The 21,020-nt window shown below is 70.5% G+C and carries 25 protein-coding genes; 10 read left to right on the forward strand and 15 right to left on the reverse strand.

What is annotated here, in order from left to right; all coding sequences use genetic code 11:
• Positions 1-82: 82 nt before the first annotated feature.
• Both JNL41_RS15545 and JNL41_RS15550 read right to left on the reverse strand, forming a co-directional pair.
• Positions 83-1,018: an SDR family NAD(P)-dependent oxidoreductase gene (locus JNL41_RS15545; RefSeq protein ID WP_293476477.1), complete on the reverse strand. Its 936-nt coding sequence runs from the start codon at positions 1,016-1,018 to the stop codon at positions 83-85.
• 32 nt (positions 1,019-1,050) lie between these two features.
• Positions 1,051-2,328 carry an MFS transporter gene (locus tag JNL41_RS15550; protein ID WP_293476479.1) on the reverse strand — a complete coding sequence of 426 codons (1,278 nt, stop codon included), beginning with the start codon at positions 2,326-2,328 and terminating at the stop codon, positions 1,051-1,053.
• A gap of 201 nt (positions 2,329-2,529) precedes the next feature.
• Between JNL41_RS15550 and JNL41_RS15555 the strand changes: the two genes are divergently transcribed.
• The 5 genes from JNL41_RS15555 to JNL41_RS15575 are packed head-to-tail and all read left to right on the forward strand — an operon-like array spanning position 2,530 to position 6,282.
• Positions 2,530-3,048 carry an N-acetyltransferase gene (locus JNL41_RS15555; RefSeq protein ID WP_293476481.1) on the forward strand — a complete coding sequence of 173 codons (519 nt, stop codon included), beginning with the start codon at positions 2,530-2,532 and terminating at the stop codon, positions 3,046-3,048.
• Between the two features lie 31 nt (positions 3,049-3,079).
• Positions 3,080-3,646, forward strand: a complete 567-nt coding sequence (locus JNL41_RS15560) for a DUF1285 domain-containing protein (protein WP_293476483.1) — start codon at positions 3,080-3,082, stop codon at positions 3,644-3,646.
• 7 nt (positions 3,647-3,653) lie between these two features.
• Positions 3,654-4,304 (forward strand): CoA pyrophosphatase, encoded by a 651-nt coding sequence (locus JNL41_RS15565; RefSeq protein WP_293476485.1) that lies wholly within the window; start codon positions 3,654-3,656, stop codon positions 4,302-4,304.
• Positions 4,305-4,316: 12 nt separating this feature from the next.
• Positions 4,317-5,567 carry a CCA tRNA nucleotidyltransferase gene (locus JNL41_RS15570; protein WP_293476487.1) on the forward strand — a complete coding sequence of 417 codons (1,251 nt, stop codon included), beginning with the start codon at positions 4,317-4,319 and terminating at the stop codon, positions 5,565-5,567.
• Between the two features lie 16 nt (positions 5,568-5,583).
• A complete protein-coding gene (locus tag JNL41_RS15575; protein ID WP_293476489.1) occupies positions 5,584-6,282 on the forward strand; it encodes a type 1 glutamine amidotransferase in 699 nt (232 codons plus the stop codon).
• Positions 6,283-6,305: 23 nt separating this feature from the next.
• Here the strand turns inward: JNL41_RS15575 and JNL41_RS15580 are convergent, their stop codons facing one another.
• From JNL41_RS15580 to JNL41_RS15595, 4 genes are read right to left on the reverse strand one after another with little or no spacing between them, the layout of a single operon-like run.
• The gene (locus JNL41_RS15580) at positions 6,306-6,905 is read right to left on the reverse strand and encodes a GNAT family N-acetyltransferase (RefSeq protein ID WP_293476491.1); all 600 of its coding nucleotides are present in this window, start codon (positions 6,903-6,905) and stop codon (positions 6,306-6,308) included.
• On the reverse strand, positions 6,905-7,735 hold the full coding sequence (locus JNL41_RS15585; RefSeq protein WP_293476493.1) for a polysaccharide deacetylase family protein: 831 nt from the start codon (positions 7,733-7,735) through the stop codon (positions 6,905-6,907). Before JNL41_RS15585 ends, JNL41_RS15580 begins: the two co-directional genes overlap by 1 nt.
• 7 nt (positions 7,736-7,742) lie before the next feature.
• Positions 7,743-8,627, reverse strand: a complete 885-nt coding sequence (hemF, locus tag JNL41_RS15590) for an oxygen-dependent coproporphyrinogen oxidase (protein ID WP_293476495.1) — start codon at positions 8,625-8,627, stop codon at positions 7,743-7,745.
• Complete coding sequence (locus tag JNL41_RS15595) at positions 8,624-9,100, reverse strand: TrmH family RNA methyltransferase (protein WP_293476497.1); 477 nt, start codon at positions 9,098-9,100, stop codon at positions 8,624-8,626. Before JNL41_RS15595 ends, hemF begins: the two co-directional genes overlap by 4 nt.
• A gap of 216 nt (positions 9,101-9,316) precedes the next feature.
• On the opposite strand from JNL41_RS15595, the gene petA reads away from it, so the two are divergent.
• Genes petA through JNL41_RS15610 form a run of 3 tightly spaced genes read left to right on the forward strand, consistent with a single transcriptional unit; the run spans position 9,317 to position 12,038 of the window.
• Positions 9,317-9,862 carry a ubiquinol-cytochrome c reductase iron-sulfur subunit gene (gene petA, locus JNL41_RS15600; RefSeq protein WP_293476536.1) on the forward strand — a complete coding sequence of 182 codons (546 nt, stop codon included), beginning with the start codon at positions 9,317-9,319 and terminating at the stop codon, positions 9,860-9,862.
• 5 nt (positions 9,863-9,867) lie between these two features.
• Positions 9,868-11,187, forward strand: coding sequence for a cytochrome b N-terminal domain-containing protein (locus JNL41_RS15605; RefSeq protein WP_293476499.1), 1,320 nt, complete (start codon positions 9,868-9,870; stop codon positions 11,185-11,187).
• A gap of 5 nt (positions 11,188-11,192) precedes the next feature.
• Entirely contained in the window at positions 11,193-12,038 is an 846-nt protein-coding gene (locus tag JNL41_RS15610) for a cytochrome c1 (protein WP_293476501.1), read from the forward strand.
• A 107-nt stretch (positions 12,039-12,145) separates the two neighbouring features.
• Here JNL41_RS15610 and JNL41_RS15615 read toward each other — a convergent pair whose 3' ends face one another.
• A complete protein-coding gene (locus tag JNL41_RS15615) occupies positions 12,146-12,919 on the reverse strand; it encodes an aspartyl protease family protein (RefSeq protein ID WP_293476503.1) in 774 nt (257 codons plus the stop codon).
• 82 nt (positions 12,920-13,001) lie between these two features.
• Here JNL41_RS15615 and JNL41_RS15620 point away from each other — a divergent pair, with 82 nt between their 5' ends.
• Positions 13,002-13,475: a hypothetical protein gene (locus tag JNL41_RS15620; RefSeq protein ID WP_293476505.1), complete on the forward strand. Its 474-nt coding sequence runs from the start codon at positions 13,002-13,004 to the stop codon at positions 13,473-13,475.
• A 45-nt stretch (positions 13,476-13,520) separates the two neighbouring features.
• Here the strand turns inward: JNL41_RS15620 and JNL41_RS15625 are convergent, their stop codons facing one another.
• From JNL41_RS15625 to ychF, 3 genes are read right to left on the reverse strand one after another with little or no spacing between them, the layout of a single operon-like run.
• On the reverse strand, positions 13,521-14,201 hold the full coding sequence (locus JNL41_RS15625) for a dienelactone hydrolase family protein (protein WP_293476507.1): 681 nt from the start codon (positions 14,199-14,201) through the stop codon (positions 13,521-13,523).
• A 5-nt stretch (positions 14,202-14,206) separates the two neighbouring features.
• A complete protein-coding gene (locus JNL41_RS15630; RefSeq protein WP_293476509.1) occupies positions 14,207-14,878 on the reverse strand; it encodes a dienelactone hydrolase family protein in 672 nt (223 codons plus the stop codon).
• 32 nt (positions 14,879-14,910) lie between these two features.
• Complete coding sequence (gene ychF, locus JNL41_RS15635) at positions 14,911-16,008, reverse strand: redox-regulated ATPase YchF (RefSeq protein ID WP_293476511.1); 1,098 nt, start codon at positions 16,006-16,008, stop codon at positions 14,911-14,913.
• A 147-nt stretch (positions 16,009-16,155) separates the two neighbouring features.
• On the opposite strand from ychF, the gene JNL41_RS15640 reads away from it, so the two are divergent.
• The gene (locus JNL41_RS15640) at positions 16,156-16,530 is read left to right on the forward strand and encodes a VOC family protein (RefSeq protein ID WP_293476513.1); all 375 of its coding nucleotides are present in this window, start codon (positions 16,156-16,158) and stop codon (positions 16,528-16,530) included.
• 25 nt (positions 16,531-16,555) lie between these two features.
• On the opposite strand, the gene JNL41_RS15645 is transcribed toward JNL41_RS15640, so the two are convergent.
• The 5 genes from JNL41_RS15645 to JNL41_RS15665 all read right to left on the reverse strand — a co-directional run bounded on the left by JNL41_RS15645 (position 16,556) and on the right by JNL41_RS15665 (position 20,941).
• Positions 16,556-17,311 (reverse strand): tetratricopeptide repeat protein, encoded by a 756-nt coding sequence (locus JNL41_RS15645; RefSeq protein ID WP_293476515.1) that lies wholly within the window; start codon positions 17,309-17,311, stop codon positions 16,556-16,558.
• Entirely contained in the window at positions 17,311-17,931 is a 621-nt protein-coding gene (pth, locus tag JNL41_RS15650; protein ID WP_293476517.1) for an aminoacyl-tRNA hydrolase, read from the reverse strand. The genes JNL41_RS15645 and pth overlap by 1 nt, the downstream gene beginning before the upstream one ends.
• Before the next feature lie 24 nt (positions 17,932-17,955).
• Positions 17,956-18,567 (reverse strand): 50S ribosomal protein L25/general stress protein Ctc, encoded by a 612-nt coding sequence (locus JNL41_RS15655; protein WP_293476519.1) that lies wholly within the window; start codon positions 18,565-18,567, stop codon positions 17,956-17,958.
• A gap of 269 nt (positions 18,568-18,836) precedes the next feature.
• Complete coding sequence (locus tag JNL41_RS15660; RefSeq protein ID WP_293476521.1) at positions 18,837-19,880, reverse strand: hypothetical protein; 1,044 nt, start codon at positions 19,878-19,880, stop codon at positions 18,837-18,839.
• 125 nt (positions 19,881-20,005) lie between these two features.
• The gene (locus tag JNL41_RS15665) at positions 20,006-20,941 is read right to left on the reverse strand and encodes a ribose-phosphate pyrophosphokinase (RefSeq protein ID WP_293476523.1); all 936 of its coding nucleotides are present in this window, start codon (positions 20,939-20,941) and stop codon (positions 20,006-20,008) included.
• Positions 20,942-21,020 lie beyond the last annotated feature (79 nt).

Raw genomic sequence — 21,020 nt, forward strand, 5'->3', positions numbered from 1 at the left:
CGCCCGCGCCTGCCCGGCGCGGCCGCGATGGCGGACGCTCCCGCCGCTGCCGACGCAGGGGCGGGAGGTTGAGGTCCGGGGCCTACGCCGGCTGCTTCTGCGCCGGCGTGTTGCCGGGCAGGGGGCCGCGGTTCAGGTCGAAGAACTTGGGAGCCATCTTCGGCACCGCCTCGTCCAGGATCGACTGCACCGTCCAGCTCTCGCCTTCGGGCTTGCTGACGGTCTCGACCGGCCGGGGCTGGCTGTAGAGGATGATGTTCTCGCCCGACGAGCCGAAGATCTGGCCCGAGACGTGGGCTGCGGCCGGGGTCACCATGGCGACGGAGAAACGGGCCGGCTGGTCGGCGCGGACCTTCTCGGCCATCACCGCGCGGCGGGCCGCCGCGGCCTCGTCCTTCACCGGCACCGACTGGGTCATGCGGGTCCAGGCGACCGGAGCCAGGCAGTTCGAGCGCACGTTGTTGCGGGCGCCTTCCATGGCGATGATCCGCGAGAGTCCGGCGATGCCCATCTTGGCCGCGCCATAGTTGGCCTGGCCGATGTTGCCGAACAGGCCCGACGTCGAGGTGAAGAACATGTAGGCGCCGTCGTTCTGGTCGCGGAAGTGCTCGATCGTGGCGCGCGCCACGTTGAACGACCCGCGCATGTGGACGCTGATCACCGCGTCCCACTCCGCCTCGCTCATCTTGTGGAACATCACGTCGCGCAGGATGCCGGCCGGGTTGATCACGGCGTGCAGGCCGCCGAACTCCTTCTTGGCCTGCTCGAGCATGCCGTAGCAGGCGTCCAGGTCGGTCACGCTGTCGGAGTTGGAGACCGCCTTGCCGCCGGCGGCGCGGATCTCGGCGGCGACCGCCTCGGCCGGGCCCGCGGAGCCCTCGTCCTCGCCCTTCAGGCTGCCGCCCAGGTCGTTGACCACCACCATGGCGCCTTCCTGCGCCGCGATCAGGGCGCAGTCCCGCCCGATGCCGTTGCCGCCGCCCGTGACCAGGACCACGCGTCCGTCCAATGCGCCCATGACCGAAATCCTCCCAAATGAATGGGAGACCTCTATTCGAGGCGGTCGGCCCGGCGCAAGTCGGGGAAGAGGCGGGCCCAGATCGCGGTGACCATGACGGCGCCCACGCCGCCGAACACGGCGGCGCCGACCGGACCCAGCAGGCGGGCCACGATCCCGCTTTCGAACTCGCCCAGTTCGTTGGAGGCGCCGATGAACACCGAGGAGACCGAGGCGACGCGCCCGCGCATGTGGTCGGGCGTCACCAGTTGCACCAGCGTCTGGCGCACGTAGACGCTCAGCATGTCGGCCCCGCCCAGCACCGCCAGAGCGGCGACCGACAGCCAGATGAACTTCGACAGGCCGAAGACCACCGTCGCGACGCCGAACGCCGCGACGCCCAGGAACATGATCCGCCCGGCGTGCCGGCGGATCGGGTTGGCCGCCAGATAGAGCGCGACGGCGGTCGCGCCGATCGCCGGGCCCGCGCGCAGGATGCCGAAGCCCTCGGGTCCGACGTGCAGCACGTCGCGGGCGAAGACCGGGAGCAGCGCGGTGGCGCCCCCCAGCAGCACGGCGAACAGGTCGAGAGAGATCGCGCCGAACACGATCTTCTGCCGCCAGACGTAGGCCAGGCCCTCCTTCACCAGTTGCCAGCGGGACCCTGGGGTCACGTCGGGCTTGGCGTTGCCGCGGATCATCACGACCAGCGTCGCCGAGAGGCCGTAGAGGGCGAAGGTGGTGAAGTAGGCCGTCTCGGCCGAGCGCGCGACGAGCAGGCCCGCCGCCGCCGGCCCCGCGATCGAGGCGGTCTGCCAGGCCAGGGAGTTCCAGGCGATGGCGCGCGGCAGGAGCTTGCGCGGCACCAGCATGGGGCCAAGCGCCGTGTTGGCGGGCGCGAAGAACGCCCGGCTGGCGCCGAACAGCGCGGCGATCGCCAGCAGCAGGGCGGGCGTCGCCACCTGGTTCACGGTGGCGATGGCCAGCGCCAGCACGCTGACGATCTCGCCGGTCAGGCAGAGCAGCAGTACCTTCTTGCGGTCGTAGCGGTCGGCCGCCTCGCCGGCCGGCAGCGTCAGCAGGAACACCGGGATGAAGGCCGCCAGCCCGATCATCCCGACCAGGAAAGCGCTTTCCTCGACCGACCGCGTCTGCCGGGCCAGGGTGTACATCTGCCATCCCATCGCCACGCTCTGGATCTGGCTCGCGAAGCTGCCGGTCCACCGCGTACCCCAGAAGACCAGGTAGTCGCGCTCCTTCAGCAGCGCTCGGGCGGAGGGGACGACATCGTCGTCGCTGGAGGCGTCGGGTGGCGCGGGCGTCTCGGACATGGGGCGCCGGTGACCCTGCCTTGCGCCGCACTTCGTCGCAATCCCGTTGACGCAGGCCGGCTCTCGCCCTATCTGCGCCGTCCTTGTCCAACGGCCCGGAGGGCCCTTCAGATGCGACGACGTCCGCTGGCCCAGCGCGCCATCTGATCCGCCCGGCGGGCGCCCCCGTCGCGACGTCGTCCTCGCATCCGAGACAAGCCCATGCCCCCTGAGCCCACGTCCTCCGGCTCCAGCCGGCCCGCGCCGGCGCTCACCTTCGCCAACGAGGCTCCGGCCCACGCCGCCGAGATCGAGGCGCTGCTGAACCGCGCCTTCGGCCCCGGCCGTTTCGCCAAGTCGTCGGAGCGGGTCCGCGAGTTCGCCGATTTCGCGCCCGAGATGTCGTTCGTCGCCCTGGAGGCCGGCCGCGTGATCGGGACGGTGCGCATGTGGCGCGCGGCCGTGGGCGAGCAGCCTGTGGCCTTCTTCGGGCCCATCGCCGTCGAGGAAGGCGACCGCCGCCATGGCCTCGGCATGATGCTGGTCGAGCGCGCCTGCGCCGCCGCCAGGGCCGCGGGCGAGGTCGCCGTCGTCCTCGTCGGCGACATCCCCTACTTCGGTCGCGCCGGGTTCTCCGTGGCCCCGGGCGTCGCGATGCCCGGTCCCGTCGACCCGAACCGCGTTCTCTCGCTCAGGTTCCGGGACGTGCCCCTGGACGGCGCGGTTCGCCCCCGAGCTTGAGGCGACTCCCTCCGGCCCCTACCTTCCCCGGGTGAGCGGCGGCCATTCCAACCTCGAAGGCTTCGCCCGGGCGGCCGAACAGGCCCCGGGTCGCGGCCTGCCGCCCGTCCATCTCTGGAACCCGGCCCACGCTGGCGAGATCGACATCGTCATCAAGACCGACGGCCGCTGGATCCATGAGGGCGCGGTGATCTCGCGCGAGGCGCTCGTGCGGCTCTTTTCGACCGTCCTGCGCAAGGACCCCGACGGCTTCCATCTCGTGACGCCGGTCGAAAAGATGCGGATCACCGTCGAGGATGCGCCGTTCGTGGCCGTCCGCGTCGACCGAGCCCAGGACGAGAAGGGGGGCGAGGCGCTGAAGTTCCTCACCAACGTCGGCGACGAGGTCGTGGCCGGCCCGGACCACGCCATCCGCGTCGAAACCGCGCCGGACGGCGAGCCGCGCCCCTACCTGCATGTCCGCCGCGGCCTGGAGGCCCTGATCGCGCGGCCGGTCTTCTACGAACTGGTGGAGATGGCCGAGGAACGCGACACGCCCGCCGGCCCGATGCTCGGCGTCGGCTCCGGCGACGCCTGGTTCGCGCTCGGTCCGGCGTGAGGGAGGCATGAACGCCCACGGCCCCGTCCACGAGCTCGCCGACTGGATCGCCGAGCACCTCGACCCGCTGCACGACGAAACCGCGACGGACGGGCGGCGCCGGTCCGACTTCGACCTGACGCCCGGCGGCTGGTCGGGCCAGGAGATCGGGGACCTGACGCCTGCGGCCGTCCTCATCGGCCTCGTCCAGCGCGACGCCGGCGTGAACGTCCTGCTGACCCGCCGCGCGGACACCCTGCGCCGCCATACCGGGCAGGTCGCGCTGCCCGGCGGACGCCGCGATCCCGGCGAGACCGCCGTCCAGACGGCGCTTCGCGAAGCCCACGAGGAGGTCGGACTGGAGCCGCGCTTCGTGGCGCCCATCGGCCTGTCGACGCCCTACCAGACCGGCACGGGCTATCTGATCACGCCGGTCGTGGGCCTGGTGCGCCCCGGTTTCAGCCTCATCGCCAACCCCGGCGAGGTGGCCGACATCTTCGAGACCCCGTTCGCCTTCCTGATGGACATGGCCAACTACGAGGAGCACGAGCGCGAGCTGCCCACCGGCGAGAAGCGCCGCTTCTATGCGACCACCCACGACGAGCAGTACATCTGGGGCGCCACCGCCGGCATCCTGCGCGCCCTCTACGAGCGCCTGTACGGCGCGGCCCTGGCCTAGTAGGCGGGAGCCATGACCGACAGCCTCGGCCTACGCCCCTGGATCACCGCGCCGGCCACGGCGGCGGTCTTCGACGCCCTGGAAGCCGAGGGCGGGCCGGACTGCGCCCGCTTCGTCGGCGGCTGCGTCCGCAACGCCCTGCTGGGGCGGCCGATCGACGACATCGACATCGCCACCACGCTCACCCCAGAGCGCGTGACGGCCGCCCTGAAGGCGGCCCGCATCCGGGCCGTTCCCACCGGCATCGAGCACGGCACCGTCACGGCGGTGAATCAGAAGCTGCCGCACGAGATCACCACGCTTCGCCGCGACGTCTCGACCGACGGACGCCGTGCGACGGTGGCCTTCACCGACGACTGGGCGCAGGACGCACAGCGCCGCGACTTCACGCTGAACGCGCTCTACGCACGCCGCGACGGCTCGATCTTCGACCCCACCGGACAGGGCGTGGCCGACGCGCGCGCCGGCCGGATCGTCTTCGTGGGCGACCCGGAGCAGCGGCTGACCGAGGACCACTTGCGCAACCTGCGCTTCTTCCGTTTCCACGCCTGGTTCGGCAGGGGCGCGCCCGACGCCGCGGCGCTGGCGGCGTGCGCGAAGCTCAAGGACCAGATCGACCACCTGGCCGCCGAACGCATCTCGAAGGAACTCTTGAAGCTTCTGGCCGCCGACGACCCCAGGGACGCGGTGCGCCTTATGGCCGGAGCCGGCGTGCTGGAGGTGATCCTGAAGGCGCCGGCCGACCTCGACCGTTTCGACGGCCTGGTGGGCATCGAAGCCGACCAGCTCTTCGACTGCGACCCGACCCTGCGCCTCGCCGCCCTGCTGCCCGACGACCAGGTCGCCGCGGGCGGGTTCGCCGGTCGCGTCCGCCTCTCCAACGACGACCGCGACCGCATCCTCGCGGCGCTGGCGCCGATGCCTGAGCTCAGGAGTTGGATGAGCCCGCGCGAGATCCGCCGCGCCGTCTACGCCGTGGGCCAGGAGACCGTGCGCGACCGCGCCAAGCTGGCCTGGGCGTCCGCGCCCGGCACGGCGGCGGCGATGCAGTGGCGCGGCCTGATCGCCCTGGCCGAGAGCTGGAGCCCGCCGGCCATGCCGCTCACCGGCGCCGACGTGATGAATGCCGGCGTGCCCAAGGGCCCGCTGGTCGGCCGCGTGCTGAAGGAGGTCGAGGACTGGTGGATCGACCACGACTTCCTCGACGACAGGTTCTCCGCCATCGAGAAGCTGAAGGCCGTGGCCCAGGGGATGGCGTACTGATGCGGCCCGCGCCTCCATGAAGATCGGCATCCTCAAGACCGGCCGGCCGCCGAAGCCGGCGATCCCGCAGTTCGGGACCTACCCGGACATGTTCATGAACCTGCTAGGCCCCGACGCCTACGACTGGGTCACCTACGCCGCCGACGAGGGCGAGTATCCGGCCGCCCCGGACGACTGCGACGCCTACATCGTCACGGGCTCGGCGGCCGGCGTGTATGACGACGATCCGTGGATCGGCCAACTGATGGCCTTCCTGCGCGCCGCCAGGGGCCGGGCCAGGCTGGTGGGCGTCTGCTTCGGCCACCAGGCCATGGCGCAGGCGTTCGGGGGCGAGGTGACCAAGTCGCCCAAGGGCTGGGGCATCGGCGAGCACGCCTACGACGTGGTGTCGCAGGAGTCCTGGATGGACGGCGCGACCGCCATCCGCCTGCCGGCCTCGCACCAGGACCAGGTGATCGCCGCGCCGCCGCACGCGGACGTCGTCGCCCGCAGCGCCTTCACGCCCTTCGCCGCGCTCGCCTGGCGCGACCAGCCGGCCATCTCGATGCAGCCGCATCCCGAGTTCGACCCGGCCTACGCCGCCGCCCTCATCGAAGCCCGCCGCGGCAGGGTCTATCCCGACGCCCAGGCCGACGCCGCCATCGCCAGCTTCGGCCGCCCCGACGACCGCGCGAGGGTCGGCGCCTGGATCAACGCCTTCCTGCGCGGCTCGTAGGCCACGCAGGCGTCGCCGGCCGCTCAGGCGCCGAACACCATCCAGCACACGCTCTTCGGGCCGATCTCGTCCAGCCTGCGCCAGCCGTAGCGCTCGTAGAAGCGCTGCGCCCGCACGTTGGGCGGCTGGCAGCCCAGGTGGGCGCGCCCACCGATGGCGGCGAGCCAGGTGTCCATCAGCCGCTTGCCGACGCCCTTGCCCTGCAGCCGCGGCAAGAGGTCGATGTGCAGGTGCGCCGGCGCGAGATCGACCACGGCCTGCGGGTTCGCGGGCGGGTGGTGGATGTAGTAGGCGTCCCACTGCTCGCGGGTGCGCTCGCGCAGCGGCACGCCGGCGGTGTCGGCATATCGGGCCCGCAGCGCCGGCCACCACTCGGCCTCCAGCCGCGCCTCGAAGGCGCGCGTATCGGCCGTGCCCAGGATGTAGCCGGCGACGCCCTGCTCGTCCTCGGCCACGAACGCGTGCTGCGGCTCCAGCAGGCCGTAGGGCGCGGCGAAGATCTCGCCGATGATCCGGTGGTCCGCGTAGAGGTGCGTGCCGTCGGCGCCGTCGTCGCCGGTCTTGAGGCAGATGTCGTAGAGCGCCGGCAGGTCGCCTCCGCGGTAGGGACGGACCTCGACCATCAGGCGGCCCGCATCAGGTCGCGCAGCGGCGCGAAGCTGATCAGCCTTGCGCCGGCCGCCTCGATCGCCTCGCGGTAGCCGGGCGACAGCATCTCGGCGTAGTCGCCGACCCGGATGTCCGGCTCCCTCAGGTCGTAGCCGCGCAACTCGGGCCCGTCCTCGACCGGATGGAAGAACACCTCGGTCACGCCGGGCTTCAGGCGCGCCATCCGCTCGGCGAACGCCCCGCGCGACCGCGCCCAGATGTCGATGGTGTGGTCAGGGTAGACCACCCCCGCGTCGCTCGCCGGCTGCCGCGCGGCGAACCCGAACGTCTCTTCGACCCGCGTCCCGAACATCCGCACCGGCAGGCGATGCTCGGCCGCCAGCTCCAGGAAGATCGCCGAATAGCGCGGGTCGAGCTGCATGGTGCCCATGTGCGCGTCGAGGTGCGTGACGTCGACGCCCCAGGCGTGGGCCTGCTCGATCTGCGCCCGGCACTCGGCGCGCACATCGGCCAGGTCGGCATTGTCCCAGACCGCCTGGATCGTCGCGGGCATGTAGCCCGTCTCGTCGTGCAGCGAGGCCGCGTTCGTCAGCGAGCGCCAGCGGTAGGCCGGATACTCGCAGGTGAGGGTCAGATGCACGCCGATGCCGCCGTTCCTGGCCCGCGCCGCGCCGTCCAGCGCCCAGGGGCAGGGGACCATCAGGGTCGCGCTGGTGGCCAGCCCGCGGTCAACGACATCGGCGATCGCGCGGTTGGCTGAAGCGGAGCTGCCCAGGTCGTCGCAGTTGACGATCAGGAGCTTCTCGTCGGGGCCGTAGCCCAGTCGCTCGGCCAGCGTCGTCATCCAGGTCTCAGGTCCACGCCGCCACCGGTGGCATCGACGACAGGATCGTCTCGATGTTCCCGCCGGCCTTCAGGCCGAACATCGTGCCCCGGTCGTACAGCAGGTTGAACTCGACGTAGCGGCCGCGTCGCACCAGTTGCTGCTGACGGTCGGCCTCGCTCCACGGCTCCGCCATGCGATGGCGCACGATCTTCGGATAGACGTCCAGGAACGCCTCGCCCACGGCCCGGGTGAATGCGAAGTCCTTCTCGAAGTCGCCGGTGTTGTGCCGGTCGTAGAAGATGCCGCCCACGCCGCGCGTCTCGCCCCGGTGCGGCAGGTAGAAGTATTCGTCGCACCAGGCCCTGTACTTCGCGTGCCACTCGGGATCGAAGGCGTCGCAGGCCGCCTGCATCGCGGCGTGGAACAGCTTGGCGTCGTCGGCGTCCTGGCTGCGTTGCTCGTCGACCATCGGCGTGAGGTCGGCCCCGCCGCCGAACCAGCTTTCGGCCGTCGAGAGGAAGCGGGTGTTCATATGTACGGTTGGCGCCCGCGGGCTGCGCGGGTGGACGATCAGGCTGATCGAGGCCGAGACGTAGGATGGATCCTTGTCGGCGCCCGGCATGGTCGCGGCCATCTCGGGCGAGAAGCGGGCCAGCGCCGCCGAGGTGTGGACGCCCGCCTTTTCGAACAGCCGGCCCCTCAGGAATCCGCCGGTCCCACCGCCGACGCCGGTCTCGCGCGTCCACGGCCGCATTTCGAAGCGGCCCGGTTCGCCGGGGAACAGGTCGGCCGGGGCTTCGTCCTCCAGCCGCTCCAGCTCGGCGCAGATGCGCGTCTGCAACGCCTCGAACCAGGTCTTCGCCCGTTCGCGGCGCTCGAGAATCTCGGTGGGCAGGGTGGTGTTGGTCATGACGCCTGTTCTGCCGGGAGGGCGGGGAAGGCCTTGATCTGCCTCAACCCTTCGCCCAGCGCCAGCGTCGCGGCCGTCACCACGTTCAGCGAGCGGGCGCCGGGCGCCAGCGGGATCACGACGCGGGCGTCCGCGGCGGCGTCGACGTCGTCGGGAACGCCTGCGCTCTCGCGGCCGAACAGCAGGATGTCCGAGGGCTCGAACGCGAAACGGTGAAACGGCTCCGCCGCCTTGGTGGTGAACAGCACCAGCCGGCCCTTGCCGGCGGAATCCGCTCGAAAATCCGCCCACCCGGCGTGGCGGCGGACGTCCGCGATGGCCGCGTAGTCCATGGCCGCGCGGCGGATCGCCGCGTCGCTGAGGGGGAAGCCGCAGGGCCCGATCACGTCCAGCGGAACGCCCAGGCAGGCGGCCAAGCGGATGGCCGCGCCCAGGTTTTGCGGAATGTCCGGTTGAAAAAGCGCCAAACGCATTCTAAGGCCTCTCGCCATCGGGTGTGGCCGGGGCGACGGGGCACGAATCACGGGGGCGCGGCCAAAGGGTTCGCATCGTCTCTGTGTAGCGTGCCCAGCCCCCGACCGTCCCGGGAAACGGCCCGCTTCCGCTTGCGCGGCGGCGATGGCCGTAATGAGCTTTCGGGTCTCATGGGCAAACCGCCCGGCGGGCCCCTTTCGAAGGGTAGCTTCAAGGTGGCCGACACCGTCGTGGGCGCAAATCCCGACCCGCACGCCGATCCAAGCCGGCGCGACTTCATCCACATCGCCGCCGTCGCGGGCGCCGCCGGCGCCGTCGCGGGCATCGCCTGGCCGCTGATCGACCAGATGAACCCCGCGGGCGACACGCTGGCGCTGGCGTCCATCGAGTTCGACCTCTCCAAGGTCGTCGAGGGCCAGCAGGTCGTGATCAAGTGGCGCGGCAAGCCGCTGTTCGTGCGCAACCGCACCGCCGCCGAGATCCAGAAGGCGGTCGCGACCCCGCTGTCGGAACTGCGCGACCCCGAGACGGACGAGGCGCGCCACAAGCCGGGCAAGCCCCAGTGGCTGGTCCTGATCGGCACCTGCACGCACCTGGGCTGCGTGCCTACGTTCGGGGGCGGCGACTACGGCGGCTGGTTCTGCCCCTGCCACGGCTCGCACTACGACACCTCCGGCCGCATCCGTAAGGGTCCGGCGCCCAAGAACCTGGCCGTGCCGGACTGGGATTTCCTCTCCGACACCAAGATCAAGGTGGGCTGAAACCGATGAGCGGACCTTCCACCTACGAGCCCAAGACCGGCATCGAGCGCTGGCTCGACACGCGCCTTCCCATCGTGCGCTTCATGTACGACACGGCGCTCGACTTCCCGACCCCGAAGAACCTGAACTACTGGTGGACCTTCGGCGGCATCCTGGCGCTGATGCTCGGCCTCCAGATCGCCACCGGTGTCGTGCTCGCGATGCACTACGTGCCGCACGTGGACTACGCCTTCGCGTCGGTCGAACGCATCATGCGCGACGTCAACTACGGTTGGCTCATCCGCTACATGCACGCCAACGGCGCCTCGATGTTCTTCCTGGCGGTCTACCTCCACATGATCCGCAACCTCTACTACGGCTCCTACAAGGCGCCGCGCGAGGTGCTCTGGATCCTGGGCTGCCTGATCTACCTCGCCATGATGGCCACGGGCTTCATCGGCTACGTGCTGCCCTGGGGCCAGATGAGCTTCCATGGCGCCGTCGTGATCACCAACCTGTTCGGCGCCCTGCCGATCATCGGCCCGCCGATCACCACCTGGCTGTGGGGCGGCTTCGCGGTCGACAACGCCACGCTGAACCGCTTCTTCTCGCTGCACTACCTGCTGCCGTTCGTGATCGCAGGCTTGGTGATCCTGCACATCTGGGCGCTGCACGTGCCGGGCAACAACAACCCGACCGGCGTGAACGTGAAGTCGAAGGCCGACACCGTTCCGTTCCATCCGTACTACACGGTGAAGGACGGCTTCGCGATCGGGGTGTTCCTGCTGCTGTTCGGCGCCTTCGTGTTCTACAACCCCAACGTCCTGGGCCACGCCGACAATTACATCCCGGCCAACCCGCTGGTGACCCCGGCGCACATCGTGCCCGAATGGTACTTCCTGCCGTTCTACGCGATCCTGCGGGCGGTTCCGGACAAGCTGGGCGGCGTGCTCCTGATGTTCGGCGCCATCGCGACCCTGTTCGTGCTCCCCTGGCTCGACACGTCGAAGGTGCGCTCCATGCGCTACCGCCCGACCGCGAAGTGGTACTTCTGGATCTTCGTGCTCGCGGCCCTGGTGCTGGGCTACTGCGGCGGCCAACTGCCGGACAATCCGGTGATCGGCGCGCCGACGGGCCTCATGCTGCTCGACGCCGACGTGAATTCGATGGTGTGGCTGAGCCGCGTGGCGACGCTCTACTTCTTCGCCTACTTCTGGATCATCCTCCCGGTCCTCGGCCTGACGGAAACCCCGCTGCCGGTGCCGGAGGGCATCTCGGAACCTGTCCTGTCGCATCCCGCCACGACGCCGACCGGCGCTGCGGCGTCGCCTGAAAAGAGGGGCTGAGCCTCATGCTGCGCAAAGCTATCGCGCTCGCTGCTCTGGGGATCGCTCTCGTCGCCGGTCCGGCCGCGGCCAACACGGGCGAAGGCTATGAGCTGCGTCACCCCAAGTGGACCTTCACCGGTCCCTTCGGGAAGTTCGATCCCGCCCAACTGCAACGGGGCTACAAGGTCTATCGGGAGGTCTGCGCGGCCTGCCACGCCATGGACCTGATGTACTTCCGCAACCTCGGGCAATCGTCGGGGCCGTTCTACGACGCGGAGTACAAGAACCCGAACGACAACCCCTATGTGAAGTCGCTGGCCAAGGACATCCAGGTCCCGGACATCGACTCCGAGACCGGCGACGTCATCCAGCGTCCGGCCACCCCGGCCGACAGGTTCCCGAAGCCGTTCCCGAACGAGGCGGCCGCGCGCGCCTCGAACGGCGGCGCGGCGCCCCCGGACCTCTCGGTCATCGCCAAGGCGCGCGAGGGCGGCCCCGACTACATCTACTCGATCCTGACCGGATACCTGGCGCCGCCGGCCGGCCTCACCATGACGCCGACCCAGCACTACAACGCCTACATGGCCGGCGACCTCGCGCCCTACTGGAAGGGCCAGGGCCACGCGCCGAAGGGCGGCTTCATCGCCATGCCGGCTCCGCTGGCCGACGGGAAGGTGACCTTCGACGACGGCAAGCCGTCGACGGTGGCGCAACAGGCCGAGGACGTCACCGCCTTCCTCGCCTGGGCCGCCGAGCCCAAGCAGACCGAACGCAAGCAGTTCGGCCTGGGCGCGATGATCTACCTGCTGATCTTCACGGTCATCCTGTACTTCAGCTACCGCCGCGTCTGGCGCAACGTCGCCCACTGAGGCGGCCCCCGCGCAGGAACACGAAGGCCCCGGATCGCTCCGGGGCCTTTTCGTTTGGACGCTTCCCCGGGTTTGTCCGCGGAAGACCAGCAGGCGGGCGAGGCTCGCTACCTTGCCGGCGCGACGATCAGCCTTCCCGCCGGGAAGTCGAAGCGCAGACGGAAGTTGGCGAGCACCTGGCCGCCCAGCGCGCCCGCGACCTCGCCGTCGGGCTTCATCAGCCCCGCCGCCACGTCCAGGCCCACCGCCCCGCCGAACCGCACGACCGGCAGCCGCGCGAGCCACACGCCGTCAGGATAGAGTTCGGCCGGCCTGGCGGCGCCCGGCACCGCCGCCACGTCGTCGGCCAACCGCATCGGGGCGTTCATGCCCGTGGCGATCACGAAGCGGCCCACGAGCTCGTGCGCGCCGTCCGCCACCGCGGCCTCCGCCGTCGGGCGACCGGCGTCCCAGCCAAGCGCCAGCGCCTCGCCCCTGAACGCCGGCGCCTCGCCGGGCGGCGACAGCCGCAGGCGGCACGGCGCGTAGGTCACGTCGACCACATAGCCTTTCAGCACGTCCGCCCCGATCACGCCCGGGGCCGGTGTGGGCAGGTTCCAGGTGCGGATGTCCAGCGGCGCGATCCTGAGCGGTCGCGCGACCATCCGCGCGCCGGCCAGTTGCACGTCGCCGGCGGCCGTCGCGCCGTCGAAGCCCGCCGCCTGCGCCTGAGTCTCGTCCAGCGTGGTGAGCGGCGCGCCCGTGTCGATGATGTAGTCCCCCGCGATCCCTGCGACGACCGAAGGCGCCGTGATCACGCCCGCCTCGTAGCGGCACGCGACTTCGCCCGCGGCGGCGGGCCCTGCCGCCGCCGCGATCCATCCGACACCGAGGAGACTCAACCGGACCACCGGCCTCACCATACCGCGGGACGCGGGGCTTTCCCGCCTTATACCCGCCGCGCGAGGCCTTACATTCGAGGGCATGGCCCATACGCCCGCCTGGCGGAACTTCAAGCGCACCGAGGATCTCACCGTCGCGACGGCGGCGCTGATCTATGCCGGGGCGGTGGTTCACGCCTTCAACCGCCTGCCGGGCGAGACCGTGCTGATCGCCCAGCGCACGCTGCTCTGGCCCGGCATCTTCCTCAGCCTCTCGCTCGCGCTCCCGCTGGCGCTGGGCGTCATCCGCCGTCCGCTCACGCGCTACGTCTGGATGAGCTTCCAGGCCGGCTTTGGGCAGAGCGTCCGCTCGATCGTCGGCGGCGTGGTCCTGCTGACCGCCGCCGCGGCCTTCATGTACTGGCAGATCTCGAACGCGGCGAACGGCGGCCGATATCCCGCGGGCGTCTTCTCCGGCTATGCCGCGGGCATCGGGATCCTGGCCGCCCAGGCGCTTCTGGTCCGCGTGCTGGAGCGCCACCCCGAGGTGAAGAAGCAGATCGAGGCGCAGGACTGAGCCCCCGGCGCCGTCGCGCGCGCCGGGGGCTGTCGGCGGCGCTGCCTACGCCTCGCCGCGCGCGCCGCCGCTCCGTGCGAAGAGTTGCAGGGTCCGCAGGCGCGCCAGCCGCGCCGAGTCCTCATGGAACCCGTTCGGGGCCATGAAGGCGTGGCCGGCCTCGTAGACGAAGACCGGCAGGTCAGGATGCGCCGCGCGGATGGCCTCGACGTCGGCGGGCGGGATCAGCGGGTCAGTCTTGCCCAGGTGCAGGATGGTCGGGATCTTCGGCGTGTCGTCCAGGAAGGTCGCGATCTGGCCGCCGTAGAAGGCCGAGACCGCCGCCAGCCCACCGCAGCGCGACGCCGCCAGCCAGGCCACGTTGCCGCCGAAGCAGAAGCCCATGGCGAACACCGGCGGCGCGAGCGCGTCGATCGCGCCCTGCACCGCATCCAGGACGGCCACGCCCCAGCCGCTGGCCTGCGCCATGCCGTTCTGGCGCGTCTGCAGGGCCGGATCCGTGTCGCGTTCGGCGAAGCCGCGCCGGCTGCGGTCGAACAGGCTGGGGAGCAGCACCTCGTAGCCGATCGCGGCGAACGTGTCGGCGAGGTCCCGCAAGTGTGGGGTCACGCCCCAGATCGCGTGGCAGATGACGAGCCCGCCGCGCCTCGCCTCGGTCGGCGCGGCGCGATAGGTGTCGAAGCGGAAGCCGTCGACCGGGCTCGCGACCTGGACGGTCTCGCCCACCGCGCCTAGGCCTTGTCGAACAGCTCGAGGGTGCGGTGGCGCGCCAGGTCGGCGGCTTCGGCGTTGTAGCGCTCGGGGCTGTCGTTGTTGAAGCCGTGGCCGGCGCCTTCGTAGATGTAGACCGGCACGTCCGGATTGTGCTGGCCGACGGCTGTGGCGACGTCGTCCGCCGGTATGCCGGGGTCGGTGCGGCCAAGGTGTACGATCGTCGCGCACCCAGGCTTCAGCGCCGCGTTCGCCTGCACCATCGAGCCGTAGTAACTGGACGCCGCGGCGATCCCCTCGACGTTGCAGGCCGCCAGCCACGTCAGCGAGCCGCCGTAGCAGTAGCCCACCACGCAGACCTTGCCGCCATGCTTCGCCAGGAAGTCCCGGCAGGCGGCGATGTCGCCCAGCGCCTGCTCCAGCGGCGTGGCCCGCGCCTTCTCGATGCCGGCCTTGATGCCCGCGTCGTCGTGCTCGGCGTGGAACTCACGCTGCAGGCGGTCGAACATCGCCGGCGCGATCGCCTCGTAGCCCATCTTGGCCCAGCGCTCGACGTCGGCGCGCACGTGGCGGTCGATGCCGAAGATCTCCTGGATGACGATGACGCCCCCCTTGTGCGGCGTGAACGCGGGCTCGTGATAGGCGGTGAACTCGAAACCGTCGGCGCCGGCCAGCTTGATCGTCTCGCCCATCTCGAAATCCTCTCCTGCGGTCCGAAGCCGTCCTAGACGTTGAAGCGGAAGTTCATCACGTCCCCGTCGCGGACGACATACTCCTTGCCTTCCTGACGGAATTTCCCGGCCTCCCGGGCGCCCGCTTCGCCCTTGAGGTTCACATAGTCCTCGTAGGCGATGGTCTCGGCGCGGATGAAGCCCTTCTCGAAGTCGGTGTGGATCACGCCGGCGGCCTGCGGGGCGGTGTCGCCCTTGTGGATCGTCCAGGCGCGGGCCTCCTTCGGGCCGACCGTGAAGTAGGTGTGCAGGCCCAGCAGGTGATAGGCCTCGCGGATCAGCTTGTTCAGGCCGGGTTCGCTGAGGCCCATGGTCTCCAGGAACTCGGCGCGCTCCTCGGCGTCCAGCAGGGCGATCTCGCTCTCGATCTGGGCCGAGATCACCACATGGTCGGCGCCGTCGCGGCTCGCGCGCTCGGCCACGGCCTTCGAGAGGTCGTTGCCGGTGGCCGCCGACGCCTCGTCGACGTTGGAGACGTACAGGGCGGGCTTGGACGTCAGGAGCTGCAGCATCCGCCACGCCTTCTCGTCCTCGGCGGAAACCTCGGCCTTGCGGGCCGGCCGGCCGGCGTTCAGCTCCTTCAGCGCCATCTGGACCATGCGGAGCGTCTGGGCGCTCTCCTTGTCGCCCGCCTTGGCGCGCTTCTCCAGGTTGACGACGCGTTTCTCCAGGCTCTCGAGGTCGGCGAGCATCAGCTCGGTCTCGACGGTCTCCAGGTCGGCCAGCGGGTCGATCTTGCCCTCGACGTGGGTGATGTCGTCGTCGACGAAGCAGCGGGCGACGAAGGCCACCGCGTCGCAGTCGCGGATGTTGGCCAGGAACTGGTTGCCCAGGCCTTCGCCCTTCGACGCGCCGCGCACCAGGCCCGCGATGTCCACGAAGTTCATCCGCGCCGGGATGATCTCCTTGGACGGGATGACGGCGGCCAGCTTGTCCAGCCTCGGCTCGGGCACGGCCACGTCGCCGGTGTTGGGCTCGATGGTGCAGAACGGATAGTTGGCGGCCTGCGCCGCGGCGGTCTGGGTGAGGGCGTTGAAGAGCGTCGACTTGCCCACGTTCGGCAGGCCGACGATGGCGACTTTCAGGGCCATGGGTAGCTTGAGTTCCTTCTGAGAGGCGCCGCGCTTAGCACAGCCCGCGGCGCGGTCCTACCGCCGTGGCGCCACGCGGCTGCGAGCGGCCCTTGCCTTCCGCGCGGGTGAACCCTGCATGGTCCGCTTCCAACCGGAGGAACCCACATGTTCTCGCACATCATGGTCGGCACGAGCGATCTGGCCCGCGCCAAGAAGTTCTACGACCCGCTCATGGCCACCCTGGGCGCCGGCCCCTCGATGGTGGACGGCCATCGCATGTTCTACATGCACAACGGCGGCGTCTTCGCGGTGTCGGAGCCGATCAACGGCGAGCCCTGCACCCACGCCAACGGCGGCACCATCGGCTTCGCCTGTTCGTCGCCCGAGCAGGCGAAGGCCTGGCACGACGCCGGCGTCGCGGCCGGCGGGACGTCCTGCGAGGAGCCGCCTGGCGTGCGGGAGGGCGGCATGGGCAAGATGTACCTCGCCTACCTGCGCGATCCCGACGGCAACAAGCTCTGCGCCCTGCACCGCATGTGATGCAGCACCGGCGCGGGTTCGCCCCTCAGGCGTCCCGCGCCGCCAGCTCGCGCCAGTGGTGGGCCTCCTTGCGGAAGGGCCCCCGCAGCTTCGCCATCCGCCGGTCCAGGTCGGCGACGATCTCCTGCGCCTCGGCGCGGCGGCCGTGGCGGCGCAGGAAGGCCGCCAGCCGCGCCATGCCTTCGAAGCCCGGCACGCGCTCGGCGGCGTCGCGCAGGAAGGTCTCGGCTTCGGCCGTGCGGCCCACGGCGTCGTAGGCGCGGCCGAAGGCCAGGGTGGCGGCCGGCGTGTGGCCCTCGGGCTCTGCGGTCAACCGCTCCAGCGTCGCCACCGCCTCTTCGCCGCGGTTCAGTTCCAGGAGCGCGTTCGCCCGGCCCAGCAGCAGGGCGGGGTCGTCGGCGTGGATGCCATGGGCAGCCTCGGCATAGAGCCGCTCGGCCTCGTCGAACCGCCCCAGCGCCGCCGCGGCGTGCGCCAGCCGCGACTGGTTGCGGACCGTCGGCGTCTCCTCGACCGCCTGCCTGGCCTCGCGGTACTCCCGGCCCGGGTCCAGCGCGTCGCGCGCCGCCGCGCCCAGCCGCTGGGCGCCTGCGCCGCGCAGTTGCTCCGGCAGCAGGATGGCCACGATGTAGACGATCGCGCCGATCGGCTGGAACACCAGGATGACCCAGAGCCAGAACATCTCGCGGCCGGTCCGCACCGCGTGAACGCAGAGCGCGATGCACGCCAGGAGCCAGAGGCCCACCATCCACAGCGGGAACATCGAAAGCAGCGCGCCCATCAGTCCTCGTCCCGACGCTTCCGCGGATCCATCTTTTCCGCCGGGGCCAGCCGCATCACCTCCGCCTGGTACTTCTCGTCCTCGCCCGCGGCCAGCAGGGGGGCGGCGTCGGCGCAGGCCTGCAGCAGGGGTTCGACCCACTGCATGTCGGCCTTGTGGAAGTCGGAGAGGACGTGGCCGTGGACCAGCGCCTTGTCGCCGGGATGGCCGGTGCCCAGTCGCGCACGGCGGAAGTGCGGCCCGACCTGGCTGGTGATCGAGCGCACGCCGTTGTTGCCGGCCGCGCCGCCGCCGGCCTTCATCCGGAAGCGGCCGGGGGCCAGGTCGATCTCGTCGTAGAACACGACGAGGTCCAGGGCCGGGTCCAGCTTGAAGAACTTCAGCGCCTCGCCCACCGAGCGGCCGCTCTCGTTGTACCAAGTCTGCGGCTTGATCAGCAGCGTGCGGACCGCGCCCGCGGGCGTGTCGATCGCGCCTTCCATCACCTGGGCCTGGAAACGCGAACGCGCCGCGGAGAATCCCCAGCGGCGCGCGATCTCGTCCACGGCCATGAAGCCGATGTTGTGGCGGTTCTTCGCGTAGGTCGGGCCGGGATTCCCCAGCCCCGCGATGAGCAGCATGAGCCCCTCGGAAAGGGCGAGGGCTTACGCCTCGCCTTCGCCTTCGGCGCCTTCGGCCGTCTCTTCCTCGAGGCCGGTCTTCGGCGCGCTGATCGAGGCCACGACCAGGTCGCCGTCGATCGCCGCTTCCACCTTCGCGGGCAGCTTCAGGTCGGAGACGCGCACCGTGTCGCCGATTTCCAGGCCGGTGAGGTCGACCACGATCTCTTCCGGGATCGAGTCGGCGTGGCACGACACCGTGACCGAGTGCAGGGTCACGCCCAGCGCGCCGCCGCGCTTCAGGCCCGGCGAGGCCTCTTCGTTCGAGAAGTGGACGTTGACGTCGATCTTGATCTGCTGGTGCTCGTCGACCCGGTAGAGGTCGAAGTGCCACGGCTCGTCGGTCACCGGGTGCATGTCGACCGCCTTGGCGATGACCGGCTGGGTTTCCTTGCCGTACTTCAGGGTCACCAGGTGGCCCAGCAGCTTGCCCGTGTAGAGCGCCTTGCGGAACTCGTTGGACTTCACGGCGATGGCCACAGGATCCTTGGCGCCGCCATACAGGACGCCGGGCACCATGCCCGAGCGGCGCGTCGCACGCGCGCCGCCGGTCCCGGTCTGCTCGCGCACTTCAACATTCAAAACGATCTCGGCCATGGCCTTGCCTTCAAAACGAAACCGCCGCGCGACTCGCGCGCGGCGACGGGCTTCACACCCTTACGGGTCGAATTGGGTGCGCGTAGATACACAAAACGTCCGGCCGGCGCAACGGCCCAGTCCGGCCTTTGTGGGGGCGATCTCCGGCCGTCCCGCGGCGTTTCGCCTGGACCCTTCGGCGTTCAGGCCGGTCCGAGGTCGGGAAGCCGAATGGTCTGTTCCCAAGCCGGGGCCCGAGCCTTCGACGCTCGAGCGAACCGCCGACGGCCCTAGCTTTTCCGCTTCTTCTTTGGCGCAGGCTTCTTGGGCTGGTTGTAGCCCTTCGCCACCGAGGCGGCGCTGGGGATGAACCTGGCCTCGTAGGGTTCGGGCAGGCCGGCCGCACGGATCATGCAGCGGCCGGTGTCCATCATCGCGTGCTGCCCCAGGCAGAAGACGTCCTCGTAGTTCGGGCGCGCCACGGCCAGGCACTGATAGAGGTTGAGTTTGGCCATGTTCATGCACTGGCCGGTGTTGGGCTCGGCGACCAGCGCGGTGACCTGGTCGAAATTGGCGTCGCCGGCCTCTCCCAGCGCCGCGAGCGCCGCCACGGCGAGTCCGCGGATCACCGTGGGCGTGTAGGGCGGCGACGCGGTGGTCGCCGTCACGCCCAGCGTAGGCGACCCGGTCGAGGCCTGTTGCAGCCGCGCTGTCTGCTCGACGTCACCGCGCATCGCCGACGCCCCGGCGCTCTTGGCGTTGGCGAGCCGCGCTTCACGGGCGGGGATGTCGCCCTTCGACCAGGGCTGCTTCTGGACGTCGTAAGCCGACTGCTTGACCGCCTTGCCGCCGTCATAGAGCCGCTGGGCCTCGCCGCCGAGCGCGGCGATCACCAGGCCCGCCGCGCTGGCCGAGCCCTGGATGCCCACCGCATAGGCCGGGTCCTTCAGGATCTCGTAGGCGATCTGGCGTCGCTGGGCCGTGTCCTTGGCGTACACGCGAACGCCTTCCACGAACGTCCGGTCCTGCAGGGCGACGACGGCGGCGTAGGCGATCGCGCCCCTCGCCATCTGGGTCGGCTCGGAGGCGACGCCCGTAGTGAGCGAGCGTTGCACGCTGTCGGCGTCGGAGAAGGTGGGCGCGATGGCCGTCGTTCGGTCGATGTAGCTCTTGTAGGCGCTGGCCATCTCCACCAGCCGCGGCGAGAGCGACACCGAAGGCGCCGCCGGCGGCGGCGGCGCGATCCGGGGGGGGGGCGCCTCGGCGCAGCTCGCCAGTGCTGCGGCGAGCAGCACGGCCGGAACGGCGGAGCGGAGCGGAATACGGAGCAGCATCAGGCGACCTTCCCCCTCTTGCGAGCGGTGATTCTCAGACATTCGCCCCCGAACGGTCCCTGGCTTAACCGCCGTTCGCCGGTTCGGGCAAGCTCGGCCGGAGCCGGTTCACCCGAGCGGGTCCCTCAGTCGAACAGTTTCGACACGCTCTCTTCGTTGGCGATGCGGCGGATCGCCTCGCCGATCAGGCTGGCGCAGCTCACGTAGCGGATCTTGGTCGACGACTCGATGTGCTGCGGCGCGCCGATGGAGTCGGTGACCACCAGTTCCTTCAGCACCGAGGCTTCCACCCGCTCCACCGCCGCGCCCGAGAGCACGCCGTGGCTGCAGTAGGCGCTGACTTCGGCCGCGCCGCCGTCGACCAGGGCCTGGGCGGCGTTGCAGAGGGTGCCCCCGCCGTCGATCATGTCGTCGAAGAGGATGCAGCGGCGCCCCGTCACGTCGCCGATGATGTTGGCGACTTCGCTCTTGCCGGGCCCCGAGCGGCGCTTGTCGACGATGGCCAGGTCGGCGTTCAGCCGGCTCGCGACGGCCAGCGCCCGGACCACGCCGCCCACGTCGGGCGAAACGATCAGGATGTCCTTCGGCTTTTCGTAGTTGTCCTTGATGTCGGCCGCGAGCAGCGGCGCCGACAGGAGGTTGTCGGTCGGGATGTCGAAGAACCCCTGGATCTGGCCCGAGTGCAGATCCATCGTCAGCACCCGGTCGGCGCCGGCGCGGGTGATCAGGTTGGCGACCAGCTTGGCCGAGATCGGCGTGCGGCCGCCGGTCTTCCGATCCTGGCGCGCATACCCGAAGTAGGGGGTGACCGCCGTGATCCGCCGCGCCGACGCCCGCTTCAGGGCGTCGATGCAGACCAGCAGCTCCATCAGATGGTCGTTCGCGGGGTAGCTGGTCGACTGCAGGATGAAGACGTCCTCGCCGCGGACGTTCTCGTCGATGGTGACCCAGACCTCGTTGTCGGCGAACCGCTTCACCTGGGCCCGGCAGAGGGGCACATCCAGATGGGATGCGACCGCCTGGGCCAGCGTACGATTCGAGTTGCCGGCGAGCAGCTTCATCGGAACCCCAGGGCTTGAATGCGCGGGCTAATACCAGCGCCTTCGCCTGAGTCCAGCCCTTGCGCCCAGAGGATTTCGC

This window comes from Phenylobacterium sp. (assembly GCF_016793285.1).
Lineage (GTDB): Bacteria > Pseudomonadota > Alphaproteobacteria > Caulobacterales > Caulobacteraceae > Phenylobacterium.